Genomic DNA, 18,321 nt, shown 5'->3' with positions numbered 1-18,321 from the left:
CTACGAATCAAAAAGATGGTGCTGACGTGCTTTTGATGATCGATAACTACGACTCCTTTACTTTCAACCTCGTCCAGTACCTGGGCGAGCTGGGCCAGACGGTGAAGGTCGTGCGCAACGACGCGCTGGATGTCGCCGCGATCCGCGCGCTGAAGCCTTCGCACATCATGATTTCTCCTGGCCCGGGTACGCCGGACGATGCCGGCGTGTCGCTGGATGTGCTGCGCGAGCTCAGTGGCGAGATTCCGGTGTTCGGGGTTTGCCTCGGGCATCAGGCGATCGGTCAGGCCTTCGGCGGCAAAGTGATCCGCGCCAAGGAGATCATGCACGGCAAGACCTCGCCGGTGCGCCATCGCGGCCAAGGCGTGTTCGCCGGCTTGCCCGACCCGTTCGAAGCCACGCGCTATCACTCCCTGGTCGTGGAGCAGGGGTCGCTGCCCGATTGCCTCGAAGTCACGGCATGGACCGAACATGCCGATGGCTCGATCGACGAGATCATGGGCCTGCGTCACAAGACACTCAACGTCGAAGGCGTGCAGTTCCATCCCGAATCGATCCTGACCCAGTACGGCCACGACCTGCTGCGTAACTTCCTCGGCCTGCCGCTGAAGAAGCTGGCTGCATGAGCGACGCACGCACGGATAACCTCGGTCGCCGCGTCGGCATCACGCCTCAGGAAGCCTTGCAGCGCACGATAGAGCATCGTGAGATCTTTCACGACGAAATGATCGAGCTGATGGGACAGATCATGCGTGGCGAAGTCAGCCCGCTGATGACCGCGGCAATCATGACCGGCCTGCGTGTGAAGAAGGAAACCGTCGGCGAGATCACAGGCGCGGCGCGCGTGATGCGTGAGCTTTCGGCCAAGGTCCAACTGCCTGCGCATCCGCATTTCGTCGATATCGTCGGCACCGGCGGCGACGGCGCATCCAGTTTCAACATCTCCACCGCGTCGATGTTCGTCGCCGCCGCGGCTGGCGCACGGGTCGCCAAGCACGGCGGTCGCAGCGTATCGTCCAAGTCGGGCAGCGCGGATGTGCTCGAGGCGTTGGGCGCGCGCATCGACCTCATGCCGGCCCGGGTCGCCCAATGCATGGAGCAGACCGGGATCGGCTTCATGTTCGCGCCCAACCATCATCCGGCGATGAAAGTGGTGGCACCGGTGCGCAAGGAAATGGGCGTGCGCACCCTGTTCAATATTCTGGGGCCGCTGACCAATCCGGCCGGCGCGCCGAATATCCTGATGGGTGTGTTCCACCCGGATCTTGTCGGCATTCAGGTGCGTGCCCTGCAGGCGTTGGGTGCCGAGCGTGCGCTGGTGGTCTGGGGCCGCGATGGCATGGACGAGATCTCGCTGGGCGCGGCCACGCTGGTCGGCGAGCTTCGCGATGGCCAGGTGCGTGAATACGAGGTCGAGCCGGAGGATTTCGGCCTGGCGATGGCCTCCAGTCGAAATTTGCGCGTGGAAAATGCCGACGAATCGCGTGCGATGTTGCTGGAGGCGCTGGAAGGCCGTCCTGGCGTACCGCATGACATCGTCTGCCTGAACGCGGGCGCAGCGCTTTATGTAGCCAAGGTCGCCGATAGCATCGCGGCTGGCATTGAGCTCGCACGCAAGACGATTGCGCGCGGCGCGGCCCGGGCCAAGCTGGATGCATTTGTCGCCGCGACCGTGCAATTATCGTCTCACCCCGCCTGACGCGGGCTGCGATATTCTTAGGCGCATCCCCCCACTGCCGTACGCTTGAGCCATGCCCGATATCCTGTCCCGTATCCTGGCCCGCAAGACCGAGGAGCTCGCCGAGCGTAGCGCGCGCTTGCCACTGGCCGAGCTCTCGGCACGTATTGTCGACCTGCCCGATACGCGCGGGTTCGCCGCGGCGATCGAGGCGAAAATCGACGCAGGCCTGCCGGCGGTCATCGCCGAAGTGAAAAAGGCCAGCCCGAGCAAGGGCGTGATCCGCCCCGACTTCGACCCGGCCAGCATTGCCCGCAGCTACGAAGCCGGCGGTGCGGCGTGCTTGTCCGTGTTGACCGACAAGGATTTCTTCCACGGTAGCGAAGATTTCCTGCAACAGGCGCGTGATGCCTGCAACTTGCCGGTGCTGCGCAAGGATTTCGTGATCGATCCCTACCAGGTGTACGAGGCCCGTGTCATCGGCGCCGACTGCATCCTGCTGATCGTCGCCGCGTTGGGCGATGCGGCCCTGCTCGAGCTTTCCCTGCTGGCTGCCGAGCTCGACCTCGACGTGCTGTGCGAAGTGCATGACGTAGAGGAAATGGAGCGTGCGCTGGCCTTGCCGGTGCCGCTGATCGGGGTGAACAACCGCAACCTGCGTACCTTCGAAACCAGCATCGATACGTCGATCGAACTGCAATCGATGATCGAATACGACCGTATTCTGGTCAGCGAATCGGGCATTCATACGCATGACGACATCGAGCGTCTGCAGGATGCCGGTATCAATGCCTTCCTGGTCGGCGAGGCATTCATGCGCGCGGCCGATCCTGGTGCCGAACTGAAGCGACTCTTCGCAGGCAGCTGATCGATGCAAACAGGGGATGCAACGATACTGCCGGAAACGGTAGAGGCAGCCGCGCCACGCACGGTGCTATTCGACTTCGATGGCGTACTGTTCTACGGCGATGCGTTTTATCAGTTCGTCCGTCATCGCTATGAGCATGCCTGGCTGCGCAAGCTGGCGGCTTTTCTTGCGCTGCCCTGGCTATTGCTGCAGTTGCCGATCTCCCGTCGGCTCCCGGCGCGCACCCTGGTGCATATCGCATTTCTGGGCGTGAACGCGCAGCGCTACCCGGTGACGGCGCAAGCTTTTGCGGCGTCGCTGGTGCGTCGTCCCAAGCAGTTCAGTCGCGATGCGCTGCATGCATTACGGAGGCACCAGGCAGCGGGCGACCGCGTCATCGTGGTTACGGGGTGCGAACACACGCTGGTGAGCGGCATTCTCCAGCAACTGGGCCTGAGCGGCGTGGAGGTGGTTGCATCGCAGATGCGTCCGGGCCTGCTGGGCATGCGCGTCAAGTTGCACAATATCGGCCGCCAGAAGGTCAAGCAGCTCGGGGTGCATGGCTTGCAATCGTGGCATGTCGCTTATAGCGATTCGGTTGTCGACATCCCCATGCTCAAGGTGGCTGGCGAGGCGGTGCTCGTCAACGGCGAGCCGCAGGTCTGCAAGAAGATCGAGCGCGCGCTGGGCCGCAGCGTGACCCGGGTCGAGTGGTATTGAGCATGTCCGATAACGTCGAAATCGTTCCCTTCGAACCGGCTCTGCGCGCGCATTTCTATCGCCTCAATGCGCAGTGGCTACAGCGGCACTTCCGTATCGAGGATATCGACGAAGCGGTACTTTCCGATCCGGAACGTTACGTACTGGCGCCGGGCGGGGTGATCCTGTTTGCGCGCCTGGGCGAACACATCATCGGCACTTGCGCGCTGCTGTGCGAATCGCCTGGTGTGTACGAGCTTTCCAAGATGGGCGTCGATGAAGCCTTCCGGGGGCACGGGGCGGGGCGCAAGCTACTGGATGCGATGATCGCCGAGTTCCATCGCCTGGGCGGCCACCATCTGTTTTTGGAGTCGCACAGCAGCCTCGAACGGGCGCTGCGGATGTACGAGAAATCAGGCTTCGTCAAACAGCCGTCTGTGCGCGAGGGCTCGCATTACGAGCGGGCGGACGTTTATTACATCTATCAGCCCGAGAAGCGTTGAGACCACGCGCTTCTCGGGCTTCCTTCTCGCTCGCCCCCTCTTCACCTGGCTTCGCCGTGGAAAAGATAGAGGCGAGAGGGCTCTGAGAGGGCTCTTCTATCCCTCACAGCCCATATCGCGAGAAGCCTACTTAGTGAGTGCCGTGGGGCTCGTAAGCTTGGCATTCGAGCATGACGAAAGGCAGGGATGGATAGCCAACGTCCTCCGTGAAAACCCTTATATCTGGCCTCCGTAGGTGCTCATAAGCTGAGGCTCGGTGCATTTATGCATCGGTGCCATTCAACGAGGTCCTATGAAATACCTTCTCTTTCTCTTATTTATTGCGATGGGTAGTGCTCACGCTCAAATACTGATCCAGAAGAACGTCACAGTTGGCGGTGACTCGGGATTCATCGAGCGTACTGTGCAAATCCCAGATGCGTCAGGAAATCAGGTCGTTATCAGGCAAATACTGCGTCCTCGGGAGGATGAAGCCTGACTTACGTCCCTGCGTTGCAGCCGATGGAAACGCGCGCATATCACCGGGCTATCTGCGAGGCGACTGGAAATGGTGAGCCATTGACCGGTGAAAGTACATGGGCGGCGGAAACGCTCATGGGGTTTGGCTGTGACGTAAAGGAAGATAAAGCGCCTTGGCCGCAAGCGATACAAAATGGCATACGCCTGTAAAGCCATGACGGCGAAAGTGGCTGCCTTGGTTCACGTCTGCAAATCGGTGATGGCTGCGCCACGGTGGGCCAGGATTGGATCAGTGCGCACACGAACAGAAGGGCGCAGCTTTTTATCCTTTGTTACGCCACCGGGCATGTCCCCATAATTAACACGTCGATGACGAGTTGCTTGTTGGGCCGCTGTGCAAGCGATAGAGGACAAGTGACAGTTCTCTAGCGCCACAGATGGGGCTAAGCCTAGCGACGCCGCAAGGCGGACGGCCAATGGGTTAAGGAAGGGCGCGAAGCATCGCGTCTACCCCTTCAAAACACCCTCTCCCTGGCTTCGCCGGGGAGAGGGCGGGGTTGAGGAGGCTCTTGACCGCCCTCAGCGCGTCCCGCGCACCACGATCGTCTTGCCCGACACATCGATCATCCGCTGCTCTTCCAACTGCTTGAGCACGCGGCCGACCATTTCGCGCGAGCAACCCACGATACGGCTCACTTCCTGACGGGAGATGCGGATCTGGGTTCCATCCGGGTGGCTCATCGCGTCCGGTTCCTGGCACAGATCCAGCAGGGTGCGGGAGATGCGGTTCGTTACGTCCATGAAGGCCATCCGGCTGACCTGACGCGAGGTGCGCAGGAGACGGTTGGTCAGCTGGGCGCCGATGGCGAACAGGATCTTGGGGCACTCGTCGCGCAGCGGGCCTTCCATCAGCTGGAACAGGCGTTCATAGCTGATTTCGGCCATTTCGCAAGCGGTGCGAGTGCGCACCATCGATTCGCGCTGGGCCTGCTCCACGAACAGGCCCATTTCGCCGATGAACTGCCCCCGGCTCAGGTAGGCCAGGATCAGTTCGCGGCCCTGCTCGTCCTCGGTACAGACCGCCAGGGAGCCGTCGATGATGTAGTACAGGGTGTTGGCCGGGTCGCCGGGTCGGATGATGGCGGTCTTGCCGGGATATCGGCGTCGGTGGCAAAGCGCAAGAAAGCGCTCCATCGAGGCAGGATCGGGAGCAAAGCCGGATGGGGCCTGAGAGCGTTCAAAGGCTTGTTGGAGTTGATATTTAAGTTGCGCCACGATCTATCTATCCCGCAATTAGTCAGCATGCCCGAAGGCGGCAGTCGGTCCTTCACGTTCCCCCTGACCGGCATTATGGCAAACTCGCCGGCCACTCCGCAGGTTCTGTTTTTCCGAAATATGCCGCATACTTCGCAGTCTTTCGGAGTGCGGCTCGCCTGTGTGTCGCCTTCCGGTCACAAGGGTCGTGGAAGCTAACCCCTTTCACGTCGAATTATCCAGCGGGGACCCTTGTCGCTAACCCGCCCTCTGACTGCCGGGCGAACCGGCCTTAACGGAGAGTCGCTGTGGTGAAACCACTCCCGCGTCTACGTCTGCAAGGCTTCAACAACCTGACGAAGGCGCTGAGCTTTAACATTTACGATATCTGCTATGCGGTGTCCGAAGAACAGCGCCAGCGTTATATCGAGTACATCGACGAGCAGTATGACGCCGACCGCCTGACCCAGATCCTGACGGATGTGGCTGAGATCATCGGTGCCAACATCCTCAATATCGCGCGCCAGGACTACGATCCGCAAGGTGCGTCGGTGACGATCTTGATCTCCGAGGAGCCGGTGGTCGAGAAGCTCGGTCGTGACACGATCTCCGGTGCCGTGGTGGCGCATATGGACAAGAGCCATATCACCGTCCACACCTACCCGGAGACTCACCCGCACAACGGCATCGCCACCTTCCGTGCGGATATCGACGTGGCCACCTGCGGCGTGATCTCGCCGTTGAAGGCCCTGAATTATCTGATCGACAGTTTCGAGTCGGATATCGTCGTGTGCGATTACCGCGTACGCGGTTTCACCCGCGACGTGAAGGGCAAGAAGCACTTCATCGACCACAAGATCAACTCGGTGCAGGATTACCTGGCGCGCCACATTCGCCAGAAGTACGAGATGTTCGACGTCAACGTCTACCAGGAAAACATCTTCCACACGAAGATGCACATCAAGGACTTCGACCTCGACACCTACCTGTTCGAAGCCCATGCCGACGACCTTTCCTTCAAGGAGCGTCAGCGCATCGAATCGCTGCTGCGCCGCGAGATCGAAGAGCTCTTCCACGGTCGCAACCTAATGTAAGTTCTGACAAGCGAGCCGGCCCCAGCGCCGGCTCGCTTGTATTCGTCCTCGTTCCGTCCACTGCAGGCGTCGTGAAGCCCGCATCGGAAACGTCGATCTCGCGGGTAGTAGCTTGCCAAAGGGCGGAAGCATCGAACAGATCGATGTCATGGCGCTCGTCCGATGGCGCGGCAGCAACGCTGCGTACGTCCTGTTCTCTCAAGAGCGGCTTTTTGCTGATCAAACTCTATACGCGACGGTCTTCATCACCTTCGACATCAGGCCCATCAGTTGCGGCACCGGCATGGGCAGATCGACACCGCCGCGTGCCTGCGCATTCTCCGCATGCCGCACCTCGTCCGTCTGCATCTGCGCAAGGATCGCCCGCGACCGATCGTCGTCTGCCGGCAGGCTTTCCAGGTGCTCGGCCAGGTGCGCCTCTACCTGCCGCTCGGTCTCCACGACAAAGCCCAGGCTGACCGGGTCGCCGACCACCGCCGCCACGATGCCGATCGCGTAGCTACCGGCGTACCACAGCGGGTTGAGCAGGCTGGGTCGGCTGTCCAGTTCTTTCAGGCGCTCGGCACACCAGGCCAGGTGATCGGTCTCCTCGGCAGCGGCGTGCAGCAGGTGTTCGCGGTTTTCCGGGGTGCGGGCCAGGGTCGCCTGACCGACATAAAGCGCCTGGGCGCAGACCTCCCCGGTATGGTTCACCCGCATCAGACCGGCGGCATGGCGACGAGCAGCGTCATCCAGCACGGGCAGGGGGTGGGCATGTCCCGGCGAAGCGCGGGTGGGCTCCGGTTCGCCAGCCACCGCTTCCATGGCGCGCTCCAGGCCGGCCAGCAGGCGGTCGAAAGGGGAAAGCGTGCGAACATTCATGGCGAATCCTTGAGATAACGTGCCCGGCAAAGGCCTATTGGACGACAGCTGCCGCCGCACGCCAAGCCGGCAGCCTGCCGCAGTCCACAGGGGCCGGGAAACGGCGGCGTTTCGGACGCCATAAGGGGGCTTTTCAAGCCTCCGCGCATTCATGCTATCATCGCCGACTCGCAGCCCAAGGGACCCCTGGGCTTGCGCGATAGATAACATTTCCGTTATCATCTCGCGCCTTTGATTCACCGTTTAATGCCAACCGCCGGTTGTGGCGGTACACCAGGTATTCCGAAATGAAAACGTTCAGCGCCAAGCCGGAAAGCGTCAAGCGCGATTGGTTCGTGATCGACGCCACGGACAAGACGCTCGGTCGTCTGTCCACCGAGATCGCACGCCGTCTGCGCGGCAAGCACAAGCCGGAGTTCACCCCGCACGTCGATACCGGCGATTACATCGTCGTGGTCAATGCGCAGAAGGTGGCCGTCACCGGCGCCAAGCTGGACGACAAGAAGTATCACCGCTTCACCGGCTACGTCGGCAACCTGAAGACCACCAGTCTGAAGGACATGCTGGCCACGCACCCGGAGCGCGTGATCGAAATCGCCGTCAAAGGCATGCTGCCGAAGAACCCGCTGGGCCGCGCGATGTATCGCAAGCTCAAGGTGTACGGCGGTGCCGAACATCCGCATACCGCTCAGCAGCCGCAGGCGCTGGAAATCTAAGGAATCATTATGGCGATCCAGCAGAACTACGGCACCGGCCGCCGCAAGACCTCCGCCGCGCGCGTCTTCCTGCGCAAGGGCAAGGGCGAAATCATCGTCAACGGCAAGACCCTTGACCAGTTCTTCGGCCGCGAGACCTCGCGCATGATCGTGCGCCAGCCGCTCGAGCTGACTGAGAACACCGATAAGTTCGACATCAAGGTCACCGTCAGCGGCGGCGGCATCACCGGCCAGGCTGGCGCCATCCGCCTGGGCATTGCCCGCGCACTGATCGAGTACGACGAAAGCCTGAAGTCGCCGCTCCGCAAGGCCGGCTTCGTGACCCGCGACGCCCGTGAAGTCGAGCGTAAGAAGGTCGGTCTCCACAAGGCCCGTCGCGCTACCCAGTTCTCGAAGCGCTAATCGCAGCGCTTCAGCCGATCGGTGCAATGCGTCAGAGCGCACCGATCGACCGGTTCTTGGGAGATCGTCTAACGGTAGGACAACGGACTCTGACTCCGTTTATCTAGGTTCGAATCCTAGTCTCCCAGCCAGTAGCATCAAAACCCCGCTTCGGCGGGGTTTTGTTTTTTGGGGGGGTGAGCTTTGGCCTCCCTCAGTTCTGGTTCGTCGTCGCGGTGAATGCTGGGAGCCCGCGCCTCTATCACGTTGCTCGGTTAGTGAGATTGAAATCCGACGTGATTGAGAATGTTCTAACGCTGGGTGACGGGGGCTTTTTGAAGTCATGGATGTCCCCAATCTTCTCGTTGTTCACGCGCTAGAACTTTAGGCGAACGGCACGGTCTCCTAGCAGCAGCTGATTGCTCAGGAGCGGTCAGTCCTTAGGGGATGGGATTGTCTTGGTTGTGAGGAGAGGGGGTGAAGCCTGCATGCGCTCGTGTGTCCTTCCGCCGGATTCTGGCTTTGGCCGTGGCGATAGGGTGCCATGTAGTTGTGCTGCTGGCGCTGCTGATGCCAGCCACTCCTGACGGCGCAGCGGGAACGGTCGCACAGATGCGCGACGCGCAGATCAAGATACGGTGGGTTCCATCACGATCACCGGCCACGACGAAACCGATCGCCGTATCCTCAGCGGCACACACCACAACCCATAGCACGAGACCGCTGTTACCGCACGCCACCAGGCCAGAAATGACGCGGCCCACGATATCGGACAGCAAGGCCGATGCTCCGTCCCGGCTTGTATTGCCGAACACGTTGGCGTTACCCAGCCAGCACCCAGCAACTTCGGGCGCGGTAGCCGACGCCGGATTCCACGACCGCGTACGCGATGCCCAAGACTCGCGGGACGTTCGAGGGATACCCGGGTCGGACCGACGTATCGTTCCCGACATTGCGCTAACTGAACCCAGGAAGCAGGGCCTTGGTTCCGTGTTACGCAACGTACAGCGCCTTTTCGGAATCACGCAGCGCGCGTGCATCGATGTCGATGCCATGCGTCAACTCACAACAGAGGAGTTGATCGCACGCCATCTGACGCAAGAGGGTCTGAACAAGCAAGCTGAAAAATACCAGTGCAATGAACCGCTTGGGCTGCATTTCTAGGCCTCTTCGCGGCCGCCTCGATACGCGTACCGATGCTGATTCACTTCAGTGGAAAGGCCTGCTTCGGACCCATGGCGGACCTTACGAGAAACGCCCCATAGCCACATAAATGAGTACGCACCATCAATGCGCCTAATCTCATTGTTTATGGTCGAAGAAGACATTGGAGACATTGGGGCCATCGATTAAATTCGGTGTTGCTTCTAGCCCATGAAGTGATCGCTATAAGGGGTTCCTCCAACTCGGTGGTGGTCGATTCGCGGCAACCGTGACGGCTGAAGATGATGGATGTCTCCAATTCGCCCTCGGGCAGGGGGTGTGCCGGGCGAAAACTCTCAGCGCGAGCTCACAGAGCCGGACACATGCGGCGCGCCTCTTGTCGCCATCTAGGGCAAGGAACCGCTCGGCAACCTCGTCCACTTATCGCTCCTTGTGACCTGATCTCGGCATGTCGCTCCGGGGTCGGCCGCAGACGTCCCCTAGATTCCCCGCTCCGCAGTATGGCAACTCTCCAAGCGGCCGGGGAGTATCGCCATGTCCGTGCAGTCCAACGGTCGCCCATTGCCGTAACAAGGCCAATTTTATCGTCGACGCGACCGCCGGTATTTACTGAATCTGGGTGTCTGCTTCCTACCTAAAGCGGCCCCTAAATGCGGTTACCTTCCCCGCTCGCAGGCTTAGCCTTATCCAAACTCGGGTCCACGACTCCAGAGCTCGCTCCACGGTTTGCGCAAAGGACCACAGACAAAGATGTCGGAATGATCCCGGCTTTCTTCATTGATGACGCCCCAGGTGTTACCTGAGTGACCTGCGAGGCGACAATCGACGAAGAGTTCATCAGCGCGTTCGCGTGAGCTTCCCAGCACGATCACGGTGCGTGGTGGTGTCTTTGGATAGCCACGCAGCCATCCGGAATTGACTGCGGTGATCGGTGGTGGCAGGTCATAGGCTTTCCCGAGCAAGGCGATGGCGCCTTGCTCGCCATAGTTGCCCACTACAATGGCAAGATCGGCCTTTTGTTCGGCAGGAAGGGCATCCCGAATGCCGGCCACTCGCGTGACAAGCTCGTTCCAGCCGACCCTCTCGCGCAGATCGTTGTTCCTCTTCAACGCAAAGTCCCGCAGCGGACCGCTCGTTGTCATTGGCATGATGATCAACGCTGCGTAGACGCCGACAATCGCGACACCGCTGAACATCAGCGCGCTTGTCACAGCCCGCCATGCGGGACGCAACCTGCATAGCTGACGCTCTCCGACCACAGAACCCATGGCCAGCAACATCGGATATGTGGCGCTGACATAGTAGAAACGGCCCTGCATAAGCATGAACAGAAGTAGCGGGGTGACGTACATCCAGGCAAGCATTCGGTAGCGGCGAGCTCGGATGTATCCAAACAAACCCGCGACCCATACCGGTGCCGCAAACAGGTTGGCATTGATGAGGAATTGATCGCGCAAGAAGCCGTCTGCGCGGCCTTCATTGACGTCGCGCGCATGGATGCCTTGCAGGAAGTGATAGGAAATAAAGTCGTGCCTGGCGAGCCAGAGCAGGTTGGGAGCAAATACGAGCAGCGCAATGACTACGCCAGCCCAGAGCCAGCGGCTGGCAAGGTACTGTCGTGCATCGGTGAATAGAACCCCTGCCAGCACGCCCACAAGCTCAAACGCGATCGAGTACTTGGTCTGCAGGCCAAGCCCGGCGAACAGGCCAATCGCTACCCACCAGCGCGGATCGTCGTCGCGGAGCAAGCGGACCGTACTCCAGGCAATAAGCACCCACCACAACATGTCGAAGGAGGAGTACTGGAACATGGTGGCATTGCCCATGGGCGCAGGCGATAGCCCAACGGCGACAGCCGTGAAGATCTGGGCGAGCCGGCCGCCACCCAGATCGCGCGCCATAAGACCACTGACCAGGATCACCACGGTCTGGGCCGCGACCGAGAACAGCCGCAGGCCCACCAGCGACAGGCCAAACATTTGGAACCCCAGATGTTCCAGCGCAGGCGTCAGCGGAGGGTAGGGCACAAAGCCCCAATCCAGATGCTGAGCGTCGTTAAGGAACTGAAGCTCATCCCGATGGAAGCCGTATAGCCCGTTAGTCAACATGTGGACTAAGCCAAAGAACCCGGCGATGACGAACAAGGGCGCGATGCCCCCAGGTGGGTTAGGGTTGGTCATCGGCGGTTTGAGCAGGTCGCGGCTATGCACGTTTGAGTTCCCCTTGATCGTTGCTCCAATATTTCCAGATGCGCCCCTACCCAGCTAGGTGCGTGGGGCGGATCGACTTAACTCAGGGACCAATGGCGGGCTGACGGGACGAGCAGTGGGGCTTCCCGGCGGTGCCGGCCGGGTTCGCAGATAAGCAATGCTGGACCGTGCGCCCCCAATGACGTTGAGGCCATCCATCAAATTCGATGTTGCTTCTAGCCCATGAAGCGATCGCCATAAGACGCTCCCTCAACCTGGAGGTGGCCGATTCGCGGCAACCGTGACGGCTGAAGATGATGGATGTCCCCAATTCGTCCCCAATTCGGGCTCTATGAAATCTTAAGTTCGGTGTAAGTCGGCCGCTTACCTCAAGCCTGGGCAAACAATCGTCGCATTGCCGTCAGCCATGGCTCGGCAGCGATAGCCCATGACCTCATCACCACGCTCAACAGGGGGAATTCATGGCTGACACAAACCATGACCGGGCTGCCGGAGAGGCGACCCCAACCAATGTAAGACTTGCCGACGACGTGCCGGCCCATGCCGTGCAGGAAATGACCGAACGCATGGCCAGCCTGGTCGCCGAATCGGCGGCTCGCTATTTCAATGGCGACATCAAGGCGGCGCTCGCTGCTCAGGCCGTGTTGCTCAAGCAGATGGCGGCCGACCGTGCCGAGCAGGACTCCTCCAACATGCTTATTGTGGATGCCTTGTCGGTCCCGTCGTTGCCGCAGGATGGAACTCAGGGTTGAGTGCCGCATCCATTGACGACGGACACGTCCCCAGTCACGATCAGCGAGCCATTCTGGCACTCAAATCAACACAAGGAGCGTTCGCATGATCTTTCGCAAAGTCGATGCAGGTGTTGTTCTGTTCCTGGGCTTGATCATGGCCGGTAGCGCGGCTGCCGCGGGCAGTCCCCCGCCCGCACCGCATACCTTCGGCACCTCCATCCAGACGACCGCCGAAGCGGTACCGCCAACCCTGGAGCAATACCTTGCTCAGCTGGCGCCGCGCAAAACGGTTGACGGTTGCGAGCACGTTACCCATGAGAATTTCTGCGCGTGTTATCCGGATACGTGCCACTGATCGGGTGAAAGGCGCCCCTCACCAGATCGGTGAGGGGTGCTTTACGGAAGCGCGCTGACGCGACATCCGATACGCGCTACGTGTTATGACTTGTTACTGAAAGCCTGCAACGCGGACTTCAAATCAGCGATGGTCTGGGCCAACTCGTTATTGGTCAGAATATCCACGGCCGATCTGGCCTCCAGCGGCCCCAGATTGCTGACGGTATTGGTGGCTTTGGCCACAACGGAGATACCCAGTTCATTCATAGCCTGCTGATTGGCTACGGCGTTCTGTTGCGACAGGTTGGTATTGGCGACCAGATTGGAATAGGCCAGGTTGGACAGCATGGCCGGTTGTTCGGCAATCGCCTTGACATTGGCAGTGGCGACAGCAGTGACAACTTCTTCGGGGAGCGTAGACATCGTGATTATCCTTGGATGAAGTGTTGGCGAGCTTGGTGTTGGATACTGCGCGAGCGATCGCAGTCAGTTGGTTTGCGGAGGCTCAGCGTCACTAGGCTTCCTGCCGATGATGTGTTCCATCACCTGCAGGATCGTCTTGATATCCGCGCCGGCTTTTTCCATGCTCGCCTGACTGGATTCGGTAAGGTTGTCGATCATCGCAACGCACTTGGCAACAGCTGCGATCCTGATCTGATTCATGGCTTGCTGTTCGCTGAGCGCGATCTGCTGCCGCATATTCTGGTTGAATATCTGCTGCGCAAGAGCAAGGTTTGCCAGGACAGCAGGTTGCTCGCCGATCGACTTGGCGTTGGATATGGCGATGGAATCGACAATGCTGTCTGGAAGGCTCGATGCATTCTGCGCGTCGTCGGCTCCATTGAGCTCGTTGCATGCGCTTGCGACCGCGTCGATGTCTTCACTTTCAGGTGGCAATATCTGTTGCGTCGATGTATCGACGATTCGATAAACGACTTTGTATGTGACCGGAAGCACGCTTTCGTTGGAATCGGTGCCTGAACCTGGCGCTTGAATCGCTATGGATTCGGGTTCGATGAGGTATCGCTTCACTTCAAAGACTCCTTCATGGTTTTGCTATCGATAGATGGGCAGACAACCGTGCCGCGATACATTGGATGCGATGGGAAGTTTTCGTTTGTAAATACCTCACGCGCGAAGCGTTCTACCGTTGCAGGTCGAATTCCCCAAGGGACGGAAGCTACTTGGATATTCCCACTCACGCGCACAGCCCCCTGTTGCGTGTCCGTTATATGGCAACCGTCTTTTGACGTGCCGACGCCCCCAACGCGATGGGAGTCTATCAGCGCGCTCTGTCATTTGTGAGTGTCGGTGAGTCGCCTCGGACCGTATTGACCGCCAAGCAGCATTGGCACCTAATAGGTGCCGGCTCCGGGCCCACAGGGGATAAAAACGACATGATTGCCACGCAGATGCGAAGGCTTGCGGTTTTCTTTCTTGTAGCCTACGGATTCACGCTTACCGCAGTAGCCCAACAGCCGCTGGCATCGCCAAGCAGCTTACCCGAGCGCTACACCGAATCACTGAAGCTCTACGAGGCGAAACAATACGCCGAGGCTGCAGCGATCCTCGAACCGTTTTATACCGCCGGCTCGGATGGCATGGATTGGCATTGGAACGCTGCGATGTATCAGCTTGCGTGCGAAGAAGCGCTGGCGGGGCGAGAGAAACAAGCGATGGATGCGCTTATCGCTTCGGAGGCCAAGGGAGGCAGTGTTCCCGCGGAACACCTGGCGACGGATCCCGATCTCGTATCGCTCCATGACGACCCACGATTTGCACAGCTTGTAAAGGCAGCCCGCGGTCGGGAGCGCCTATGGCTGCGTGAACCGGGTCAGGATACGCCCTTTGCGTCGAACCTGAGCGACGATGCCAAGACCGCGGGATTGTCTACAGTATGGTCGGAGGCTCGCTTCAATTTTGCCTTCTTCGATCGACAGCCTGATCTGGACTGGAATCAGACTTACGTGGATTTCCTGGCCAAAGTGCGGGCAACAACTTCCACTGAAGATTACTACCGTGTGCTGATGAGGTTCGTCGCCTTGCTGAAGGACGGTCATACCAACGTGTATCCCCCGGAGTCGTTGCGGGACACGTTCTATGGCCGACCAGGGCTGCGCACGCAGCTTGTAGAGAATGCGGTGCTGGTGACACGAATCAGCGATCCTGCTTTGCTCGCGCAGCGGTGGCGCGTGGGCGATGTGCTGCTGAAGATCGAAGGGGAAGATATACGTCGTTATGCGGAGCGTGAGGTCGCGCCTTATCAGAGTTCTTCGACGCAGCAGGATCTGCAGGTACGCACATTCGATTACGCATTGCTCGGCGGGCGCGCAGGCAGTCAACTTCACGTTACTGTGCGGAATGCGCAAGGCAAGGAAGAGGAGCGCGTCCTGACGCGGCTGACATTGGCGGAACAGTCGAAACTCGGGAAAGACGGTGCTTCTTTCAAGATGAGGCCGGATGGCATTGCACTCCTGACCATCGACGAGTTCGAGGACACAGCGGGCACGAAGGCGTTGCTGGCAAACTTGCCGGAGGTGAATGCCGCCAAGGGGTTGATTATCGACCTGCGAGCCAACGGCGGCGGCAGCACGCCCATCGATCTACTTCAGGTGCTGGCGCGGGAGCCGGTTCATAGCCCACTGATGCGCACCAGAAGTTACGTTGCGGCCGACCGTGCGCGCGGCGTGCTGCCTGGGTGGACGGATATTGCTCCGTTCGAGGTTTCTGCCGATGCCGCACATCATGTCGATATTCCCGTTGCCGTCTTGACCAGTGCGCAGACTTTTTCGGCGGCGGAAGACTTTGTTGCGATATTCAATGCCATGCGTCGTGGCATCACGGTAGGGGAGACAACCGCGGGCAGCACGGGACAGCCGATGTTTTTCCAACTGCCTGGCGGTGGAAGTGGGCGTATCTGCACGAGAAACGACCGTGCTCCGGACGGGACGGTTTTCGAGGGTGTAGGGCTGAAGCCGACTATCGCGGTTTCCCCCACGATCAAAAGCATTCAGCAAGAGAAGGATTTGGGTTTGGAGCGCGCTGCCAGAGCGCTGTTGGCTGTGAAATAAAAGCGTGCTTGATGGCATAAATACTGAGGAGAACGAAAGAGCGCCATGTCGAGGTGACTTTTGAAAATCTCCAAAAACCTGCTTTTCTGTGGGAGTGATGTAGGGAACATCTAAAAACCTGGCTACCTAATGGGAGCGGCTTCTGCCGCGATTATGCAAGGCGCGGCCCTGACCGGTCGCGGCTGAAGCCGCTCCTACAAAGAATAGGTGGTTTTTCTAGAGGCTTCCTAAAGTCGCTCCTACAAAGATAGGATTTTTTTCTACTTCAGGGCGGCTGACGGGTTTTATAGGTTCCCTTCAGCCTTGACCGAAGTTCTTTGGCATGAAGCGTGCACCTCTTCCGGCGCGGCGCTCGCCCCGGCAATAGGAATGCAGAATGCCTTCTAAATGCCCAGGCCTTTCGATCCGGCGCTAAGTTGCTTATTTTTCGAGATTTTTCTGTCGCAGGTGCGGCCTCTGGCCTGAACTATTCCATCGCAAGAACAAACGGCCGCTACTGCACATAACGCCGTGATCCATCACACATAATTATGGAAGAGCCCCTATTGAAAATCGGGTAGACTGCCGAGATTGCCGGGATGGGGTGGGGACTTCATTATCACGGCCGTTTAGTAACGTATTCACCAGTGCGATGTTTTTTGTCCTTATCGCGCCATTAGCGTCAGGAATTGTCCGATCTCGTTAAATCAGGGGTAGCCGGATGGCAGTTGGGAGAGGGTTGCGAAGGAATCTATGGCTGGGACATGCCGCGGTGGCCTGTGGCTATGCGCTTGGCTATCTGCTGCTCAGGCAGGTTTCCTGGTCCCATTGGGTGCTTTTCGCGGGCTTCCGCCTGGCTGTGCTGATGTTGGTCCCTTATCGCTACTGGCCGGCACTCGTGGTCGGCGAACTTGGCCCGGTGGGGTACGCCAGTCTGTCCCATCTCGACAGGTTCGGTGCGGCCTGGTCGGCCGTGATGATCGTGCCTCCGATCGCCCTGGCCATGCCGATGGTGAAATTCTGCAAGGATCGGCTGGGCATGATGCCTGCCCATGGACCGGTACGGATGAGCGTGGTGCTGGGTTGTGCCATGGCGGCATCGGCCTTGTGGACGGGCGCCAATGCGGCGGCCCTGGCCGCCGCGATCGTTCCAGCAGGCACGCCCGCCTACGACTACAGCGTGCAAGGATCGCGCTGGCTCCTGGGTAATTATCTGGGCATCCTGACGTTGGTTCCCCTGGTCTTGATGGTTCGCAGTCTGTGGCGTCGCCGCTCGATGACGTTGCGCCTTACGCTCGTGCGAATGGTGCAAAGCCGCCTGACGCTGGAGACGGTCGTCTTCCTGGTGCCCTTGCTGGGGTTGCTGGTCTGGATCGGCCTGGATGCCAGTCCGGGATCCAGGCAGATGGCGCAGATGCTGATGTTCCTGCCCGTCATCGGATTGGCGCTTCGGCACGGTTGGCACGGCGCTGCCGTCGGTGCGACGGCTGCCAGCGTGGTGGTGGCGCTCACCATGCCGGAGCGTTACGACGCGACCACCTTGCAGGCGGAGCTGTTCATTGCGTTTGCCGCGAGCACGATGCTTCTGTTCGGCAGCCAGATTTCGGCGCTGAGCTACAAGGGAAGCCAGCGTTTGCTCCGTGCCGATAAGGCGCTGGATCTGGCGCGACGCATAAATAGCCAGCAGGAGGCGCGCCTGAGCCGCATGTCGCGGGCGATGGGGGCGGTTGGCGACGAGGTCCGTGCAACAGAAGAATGGGTCCTGGATCGTTTCCGGCAGCTGTGGCCTACGGCCGATGCGCAGGAGTTGCGTCGACGGACCAGTGCCGCCCAGCACATGTTGTTCGATATGGCCGATGGGCTTCAGCCGCCCACATTGCAGCGTCACGGTCTGATCTCGACCCTTCGCCACGGTGGTCTGGCGCGCGCCCTGGATAGCTATGGCATTGCCTATCGCTGCCGCGGGTATGGAAAGATCGGCGACCTGCCCAAGTCCATGCAACTGGATATGCATCGATTGGTCTGCGAGGCGGTCAGTCACTTGTGTGGCAAGCACAGCATTGGCGAGTTGACCGTGCGTATCCGAGGTGGCGTCTTGCGGGGACGCTTGAGGGCGGTCATCCGGATCGACGCTCACTATGCCGGCGACCCCGACCTTCAGGTGTGGGGAGGGCACTTGCTGTCCCGGCTGGCAGTCACCGGTTTAGGGCTGGATGCCATCCGCGATCGCGCGGCTCTCTATGAGGGCACCGTCCGCCTCCACGATGTCGGCCATGGCGAACGGGTCAGCATCATGCTCCATGAACCTGAGGACATAGCGGAACGGCAGGGGGGG

The 18,321-nt window shown here is 59.9% G+C and carries 18 protein-coding genes and 1 tRNA gene; 14 read left to right on the top strand and 5 right to left on the bottom strand.

What is annotated here, in order from left to right; genetic code table 11:
- Positions 1–26 precede the first annotated feature (26 nt).
- From VIM98_RS15030 to VIM98_RS15005, 6 genes are all read left to right on the top strand, one after another.
- Positions 27–626, top strand: a complete 600-nt coding sequence (locus VIM98_RS15030) for an aminodeoxychorismate/anthranilate synthase component II (RefSeq protein WP_331993919.1) — start codon at positions 27–29, stop codon at positions 624–626.
- Positions 623–1,699 (top strand): anthranilate phosphoribosyltransferase, encoded by a 1,077-nt coding sequence (gene trpD / locus VIM98_RS15025; protein WP_331993918.1) that lies wholly within the window; start codon positions 623–625, stop codon positions 1,697–1,699. The genes VIM98_RS15030 and trpD overlap by 4 nt, the downstream gene beginning before the upstream one ends.
- 52 nt (positions 1,700–1,751) lie before the next feature.
- Positions 1,752–2,546, top strand: a complete 795-nt coding sequence (gene trpC / locus VIM98_RS15020; RefSeq protein WP_331993917.1) for an indole-3-glycerol phosphate synthase TrpC — start codon at positions 1,752–1,754, stop codon at positions 2,544–2,546.
- A gap of 3 nt (positions 2,547–2,549) precedes the next feature.
- Positions 2,550–3,245 carry an HAD-IB family phosphatase gene (locus VIM98_RS15015; protein ID WP_331993916.1) on the top strand — a complete coding sequence of 232 codons (696 nt, stop codon included), beginning with the start codon at positions 2,550–2,552 and terminating at the stop codon, positions 3,243–3,245.
- 2 nt (positions 3,246–3,247) lie between these two features.
- Positions 3,248–3,727: a GNAT family N-acetyltransferase gene (locus VIM98_RS15010; RefSeq protein WP_331993915.1), complete on the top strand. Its 480-nt coding sequence runs from the start codon at positions 3,248–3,250 to the stop codon at positions 3,725–3,727.
- A gap of 292 nt (positions 3,728–4,019) precedes the next feature.
- Positions 4,020–4,205 (top strand): hypothetical protein, encoded by a 186-nt coding sequence (locus VIM98_RS15005; RefSeq protein ID WP_331993914.1) that lies wholly within the window; start codon positions 4,020–4,022, stop codon positions 4,203–4,205.
- Between the two features lie 560 nt (positions 4,206–4,765).
- Here VIM98_RS15005 and crp read toward each other — a convergent pair.
- Positions 4,766–5,380, bottom strand: coding sequence for a cAMP-activated global transcriptional regulator CRP (crp, locus tag VIM98_RS15000; RefSeq protein WP_331993913.1), 615 nt, complete (start codon positions 5,378–5,380; stop codon positions 4,766–4,768).
- A gap of 368 nt (positions 5,381–5,748) precedes the next feature.
- Between crp and speD the strand changes: the two genes are divergently transcribed.
- On the top strand, positions 5,749–6,534 hold the full coding sequence (speD, locus tag VIM98_RS14995) for an adenosylmethionine decarboxylase (RefSeq protein ID WP_330905003.1): 786 nt from the start codon (positions 5,749–5,751) through the stop codon (positions 6,532–6,534).
- A 219-nt stretch (positions 6,535–6,753) separates the two neighbouring features.
- Here speD and coq7 read toward each other — a convergent pair whose 3' ends face one another.
- Complete coding sequence (coq7, locus tag VIM98_RS14990) at positions 6,754–7,395, bottom strand: 2-polyprenyl-3-methyl-6-methoxy-1,4-benzoquinone monooxygenase (RefSeq protein WP_331993912.1); 642 nt, start codon at positions 7,393–7,395, stop codon at positions 6,754–6,756.
- Between the two features lie 287 nt (positions 7,396–7,682).
- On the opposite strand from coq7, the gene rplM reads away from it, so the two are divergent.
- The 3 genes from rplM to VIM98_RS14975 all read left to right on the top strand — a co-directional run bounded on the left by rplM (position 7,683) and on the right by VIM98_RS14975 (position 8,644).
- A complete protein-coding gene (gene rplM / locus VIM98_RS14985; RefSeq protein WP_331993911.1) occupies positions 7,683–8,111 on the top strand; it encodes a 50S ribosomal protein L13 in 429 nt (142 codons plus the stop codon).
- A 9-nt stretch (positions 8,112–8,120) separates the two neighbouring features.
- Complete coding sequence (rpsI, locus tag VIM98_RS14980; protein ID WP_331993910.1) at positions 8,121–8,513, top strand: 30S ribosomal protein S9; 393 nt, start codon at positions 8,121–8,123, stop codon at positions 8,511–8,513.
- A 57-nt stretch (positions 8,514–8,570) separates the two neighbouring features.
- Positions 8,571–8,644 (top strand) — tRNA-Gln (locus VIM98_RS14975).
- Positions 8,645–10,339: 1,695 nt separating this feature from the next.
- Here VIM98_RS14975 and VIM98_RS14970 read toward each other — a convergent pair.
- Complete coding sequence (locus VIM98_RS14970; protein WP_331993909.1) at positions 10,340–11,866, bottom strand: glycosyltransferase family 39 protein; 1,527 nt, start codon at positions 11,864–11,866, stop codon at positions 10,340–10,342.
- A 461-nt stretch (positions 11,867–12,327) separates the two neighbouring features.
- On the opposite strand from VIM98_RS14970, the gene VIM98_RS14965 reads away from it, so the two are divergent.
- Together VIM98_RS14965 and VIM98_RS14960 are read left to right on the top strand one after the other, a co-directional pair.
- Complete coding sequence (locus tag VIM98_RS14965; RefSeq protein ID WP_331993908.1) at positions 12,328–12,618, top strand: hypothetical protein; 291 nt, start codon at positions 12,328–12,330, stop codon at positions 12,616–12,618.
- Positions 12,619–12,703: 85 nt separating this feature from the next.
- Positions 12,704–12,955, top strand: a complete 252-nt coding sequence (locus tag VIM98_RS14960) for a hypothetical protein (protein WP_331993907.1) — start codon at positions 12,704–12,706, stop codon at positions 12,953–12,955.
- 83 nt (positions 12,956–13,038) lie between these two features.
- On the opposite strand, the gene VIM98_RS14955 is transcribed toward VIM98_RS14960, so the two are convergent.
- Both VIM98_RS14955 and VIM98_RS14950 read right to left on the bottom strand, forming a co-directional pair.
- Positions 13,039–13,359 (bottom strand): R body protein, encoded by a 321-nt coding sequence (locus VIM98_RS14955; protein WP_331993906.1) that lies wholly within the window; start codon positions 13,357–13,359, stop codon positions 13,039–13,041.
- A 63-nt stretch (positions 13,360–13,422) separates the two neighbouring features.
- Positions 13,423–13,968, bottom strand: coding sequence for a hypothetical protein (locus tag VIM98_RS14950; protein ID WP_331993905.1), 546 nt, complete (start codon positions 13,966–13,968; stop codon positions 13,423–13,425).
- A gap of 365 nt (positions 13,969–14,333) precedes the next feature.
- Here VIM98_RS14950 and VIM98_RS14945 point away from each other — a divergent pair, with 365 nt between their 5' ends.
- Entirely contained in the window at positions 14,334–16,007 is a 1,674-nt protein-coding gene (locus VIM98_RS14945; RefSeq protein ID WP_331993904.1) for a S41 family peptidase, read from the top strand.
- Between the two features lie 700 nt (positions 16,008–16,707).
- Positions 16,708–18,321, top strand: a 1,614-nt coding sequence (locus VIM98_RS14940; protein ID WP_331993903.1) for an MASE1 domain-containing protein, incomplete at its 3' end; no start/stop codon positions are given.

This window comes from Dyella sp. (genome assembly GCF_036568765.1).
Taxonomy (GTDB): domain Bacteria; phylum Pseudomonadota; class Gammaproteobacteria; order Xanthomonadales; family Rhodanobacteraceae; genus GSA-30.
Note: the sequence above shows the minus strand (reverse complement) of the source record. Positions and strands in the feature narration are given on the sequence as shown.

Excerpts from the sequence above, each read along its gene's own strand:
- VIM98_RS15015 (WP_331993916.1), top strand. The coding sequence starts at position 2,550 with ATGCAAACAGGGGATGCAACGATACTGCCGGAAACGGTAGAGGCAGCC.
- VIM98_RS15005 (WP_331993914.1), top strand. The coding sequence starts at position 4,020 with ATGAAATACCTTCTCTTTCTCTTATTTATTGCGATGGGTAGTGCTCAC.
- coq7 (WP_331993912.1), bottom strand. The coding sequence starts at position 7,395 with ATGAATGTTCGCACGCTTTCCCCTTTCGACCGCCTGCTGGCCGGCCTG.
- VIM98_RS15010 (WP_331993915.1), top strand. The coding sequence starts at position 3,248 with ATGTCCGATAACGTCGAAATCGTTCCCTTCGAACCGGCTCTGCGCGCG.
- VIM98_RS14945 (WP_331993904.1), top strand. The coding sequence starts at position 14,334 with ATGATTGCCACGCAGATGCGAAGGCTTGCGGTTTTCTTTCTTGTAGCC.
- crp (WP_331993913.1), bottom strand. The coding sequence starts at position 5,380 with ATGGAGCGCTTTCTTGCGCTTTGCCACCGACGCCGATATCCCGGCAAG.
- trpC (WP_331993917.1), top strand. The coding sequence starts at position 1,752 with ATGCCCGATATCCTGTCCCGTATCCTGGCCCGCAAGACCGAGGAGCTC.
- VIM98_RS14955 (WP_331993906.1), bottom strand. The coding sequence starts at position 13,359 with ATGTCTACGCTCCCCGAAGAAGTTGTCACTGCTGTCGCCACTGCCAAT.
- VIM98_RS14960 (WP_331993907.1), top strand. The coding sequence starts at position 12,704 with ATGATCTTTCGCAAAGTCGATGCAGGTGTTGTTCTGTTCCTGGGCTTG.
- trpD (WP_331993918.1), top strand. The coding sequence starts at position 623 with ATGAGCGACGCACGCACGGATAACCTCGGTCGCCGCGTCGGCATCACG.
- rplM (WP_331993911.1), top strand. The coding sequence starts at position 7,683 with ATGAAAACGTTCAGCGCCAAGCCGGAAAGCGTCAAGCGCGATTGGTTC.
- VIM98_RS14965 (WP_331993908.1), top strand. The coding sequence starts at position 12,328 with ATGGCTGACACAAACCATGACCGGGCTGCCGGAGAGGCGACCCCAACC.
- rpsI (WP_331993910.1), top strand. The coding sequence starts at position 8,121 with ATGGCGATCCAGCAGAACTACGGCACCGGCCGCCGCAAGACCTCCGCC.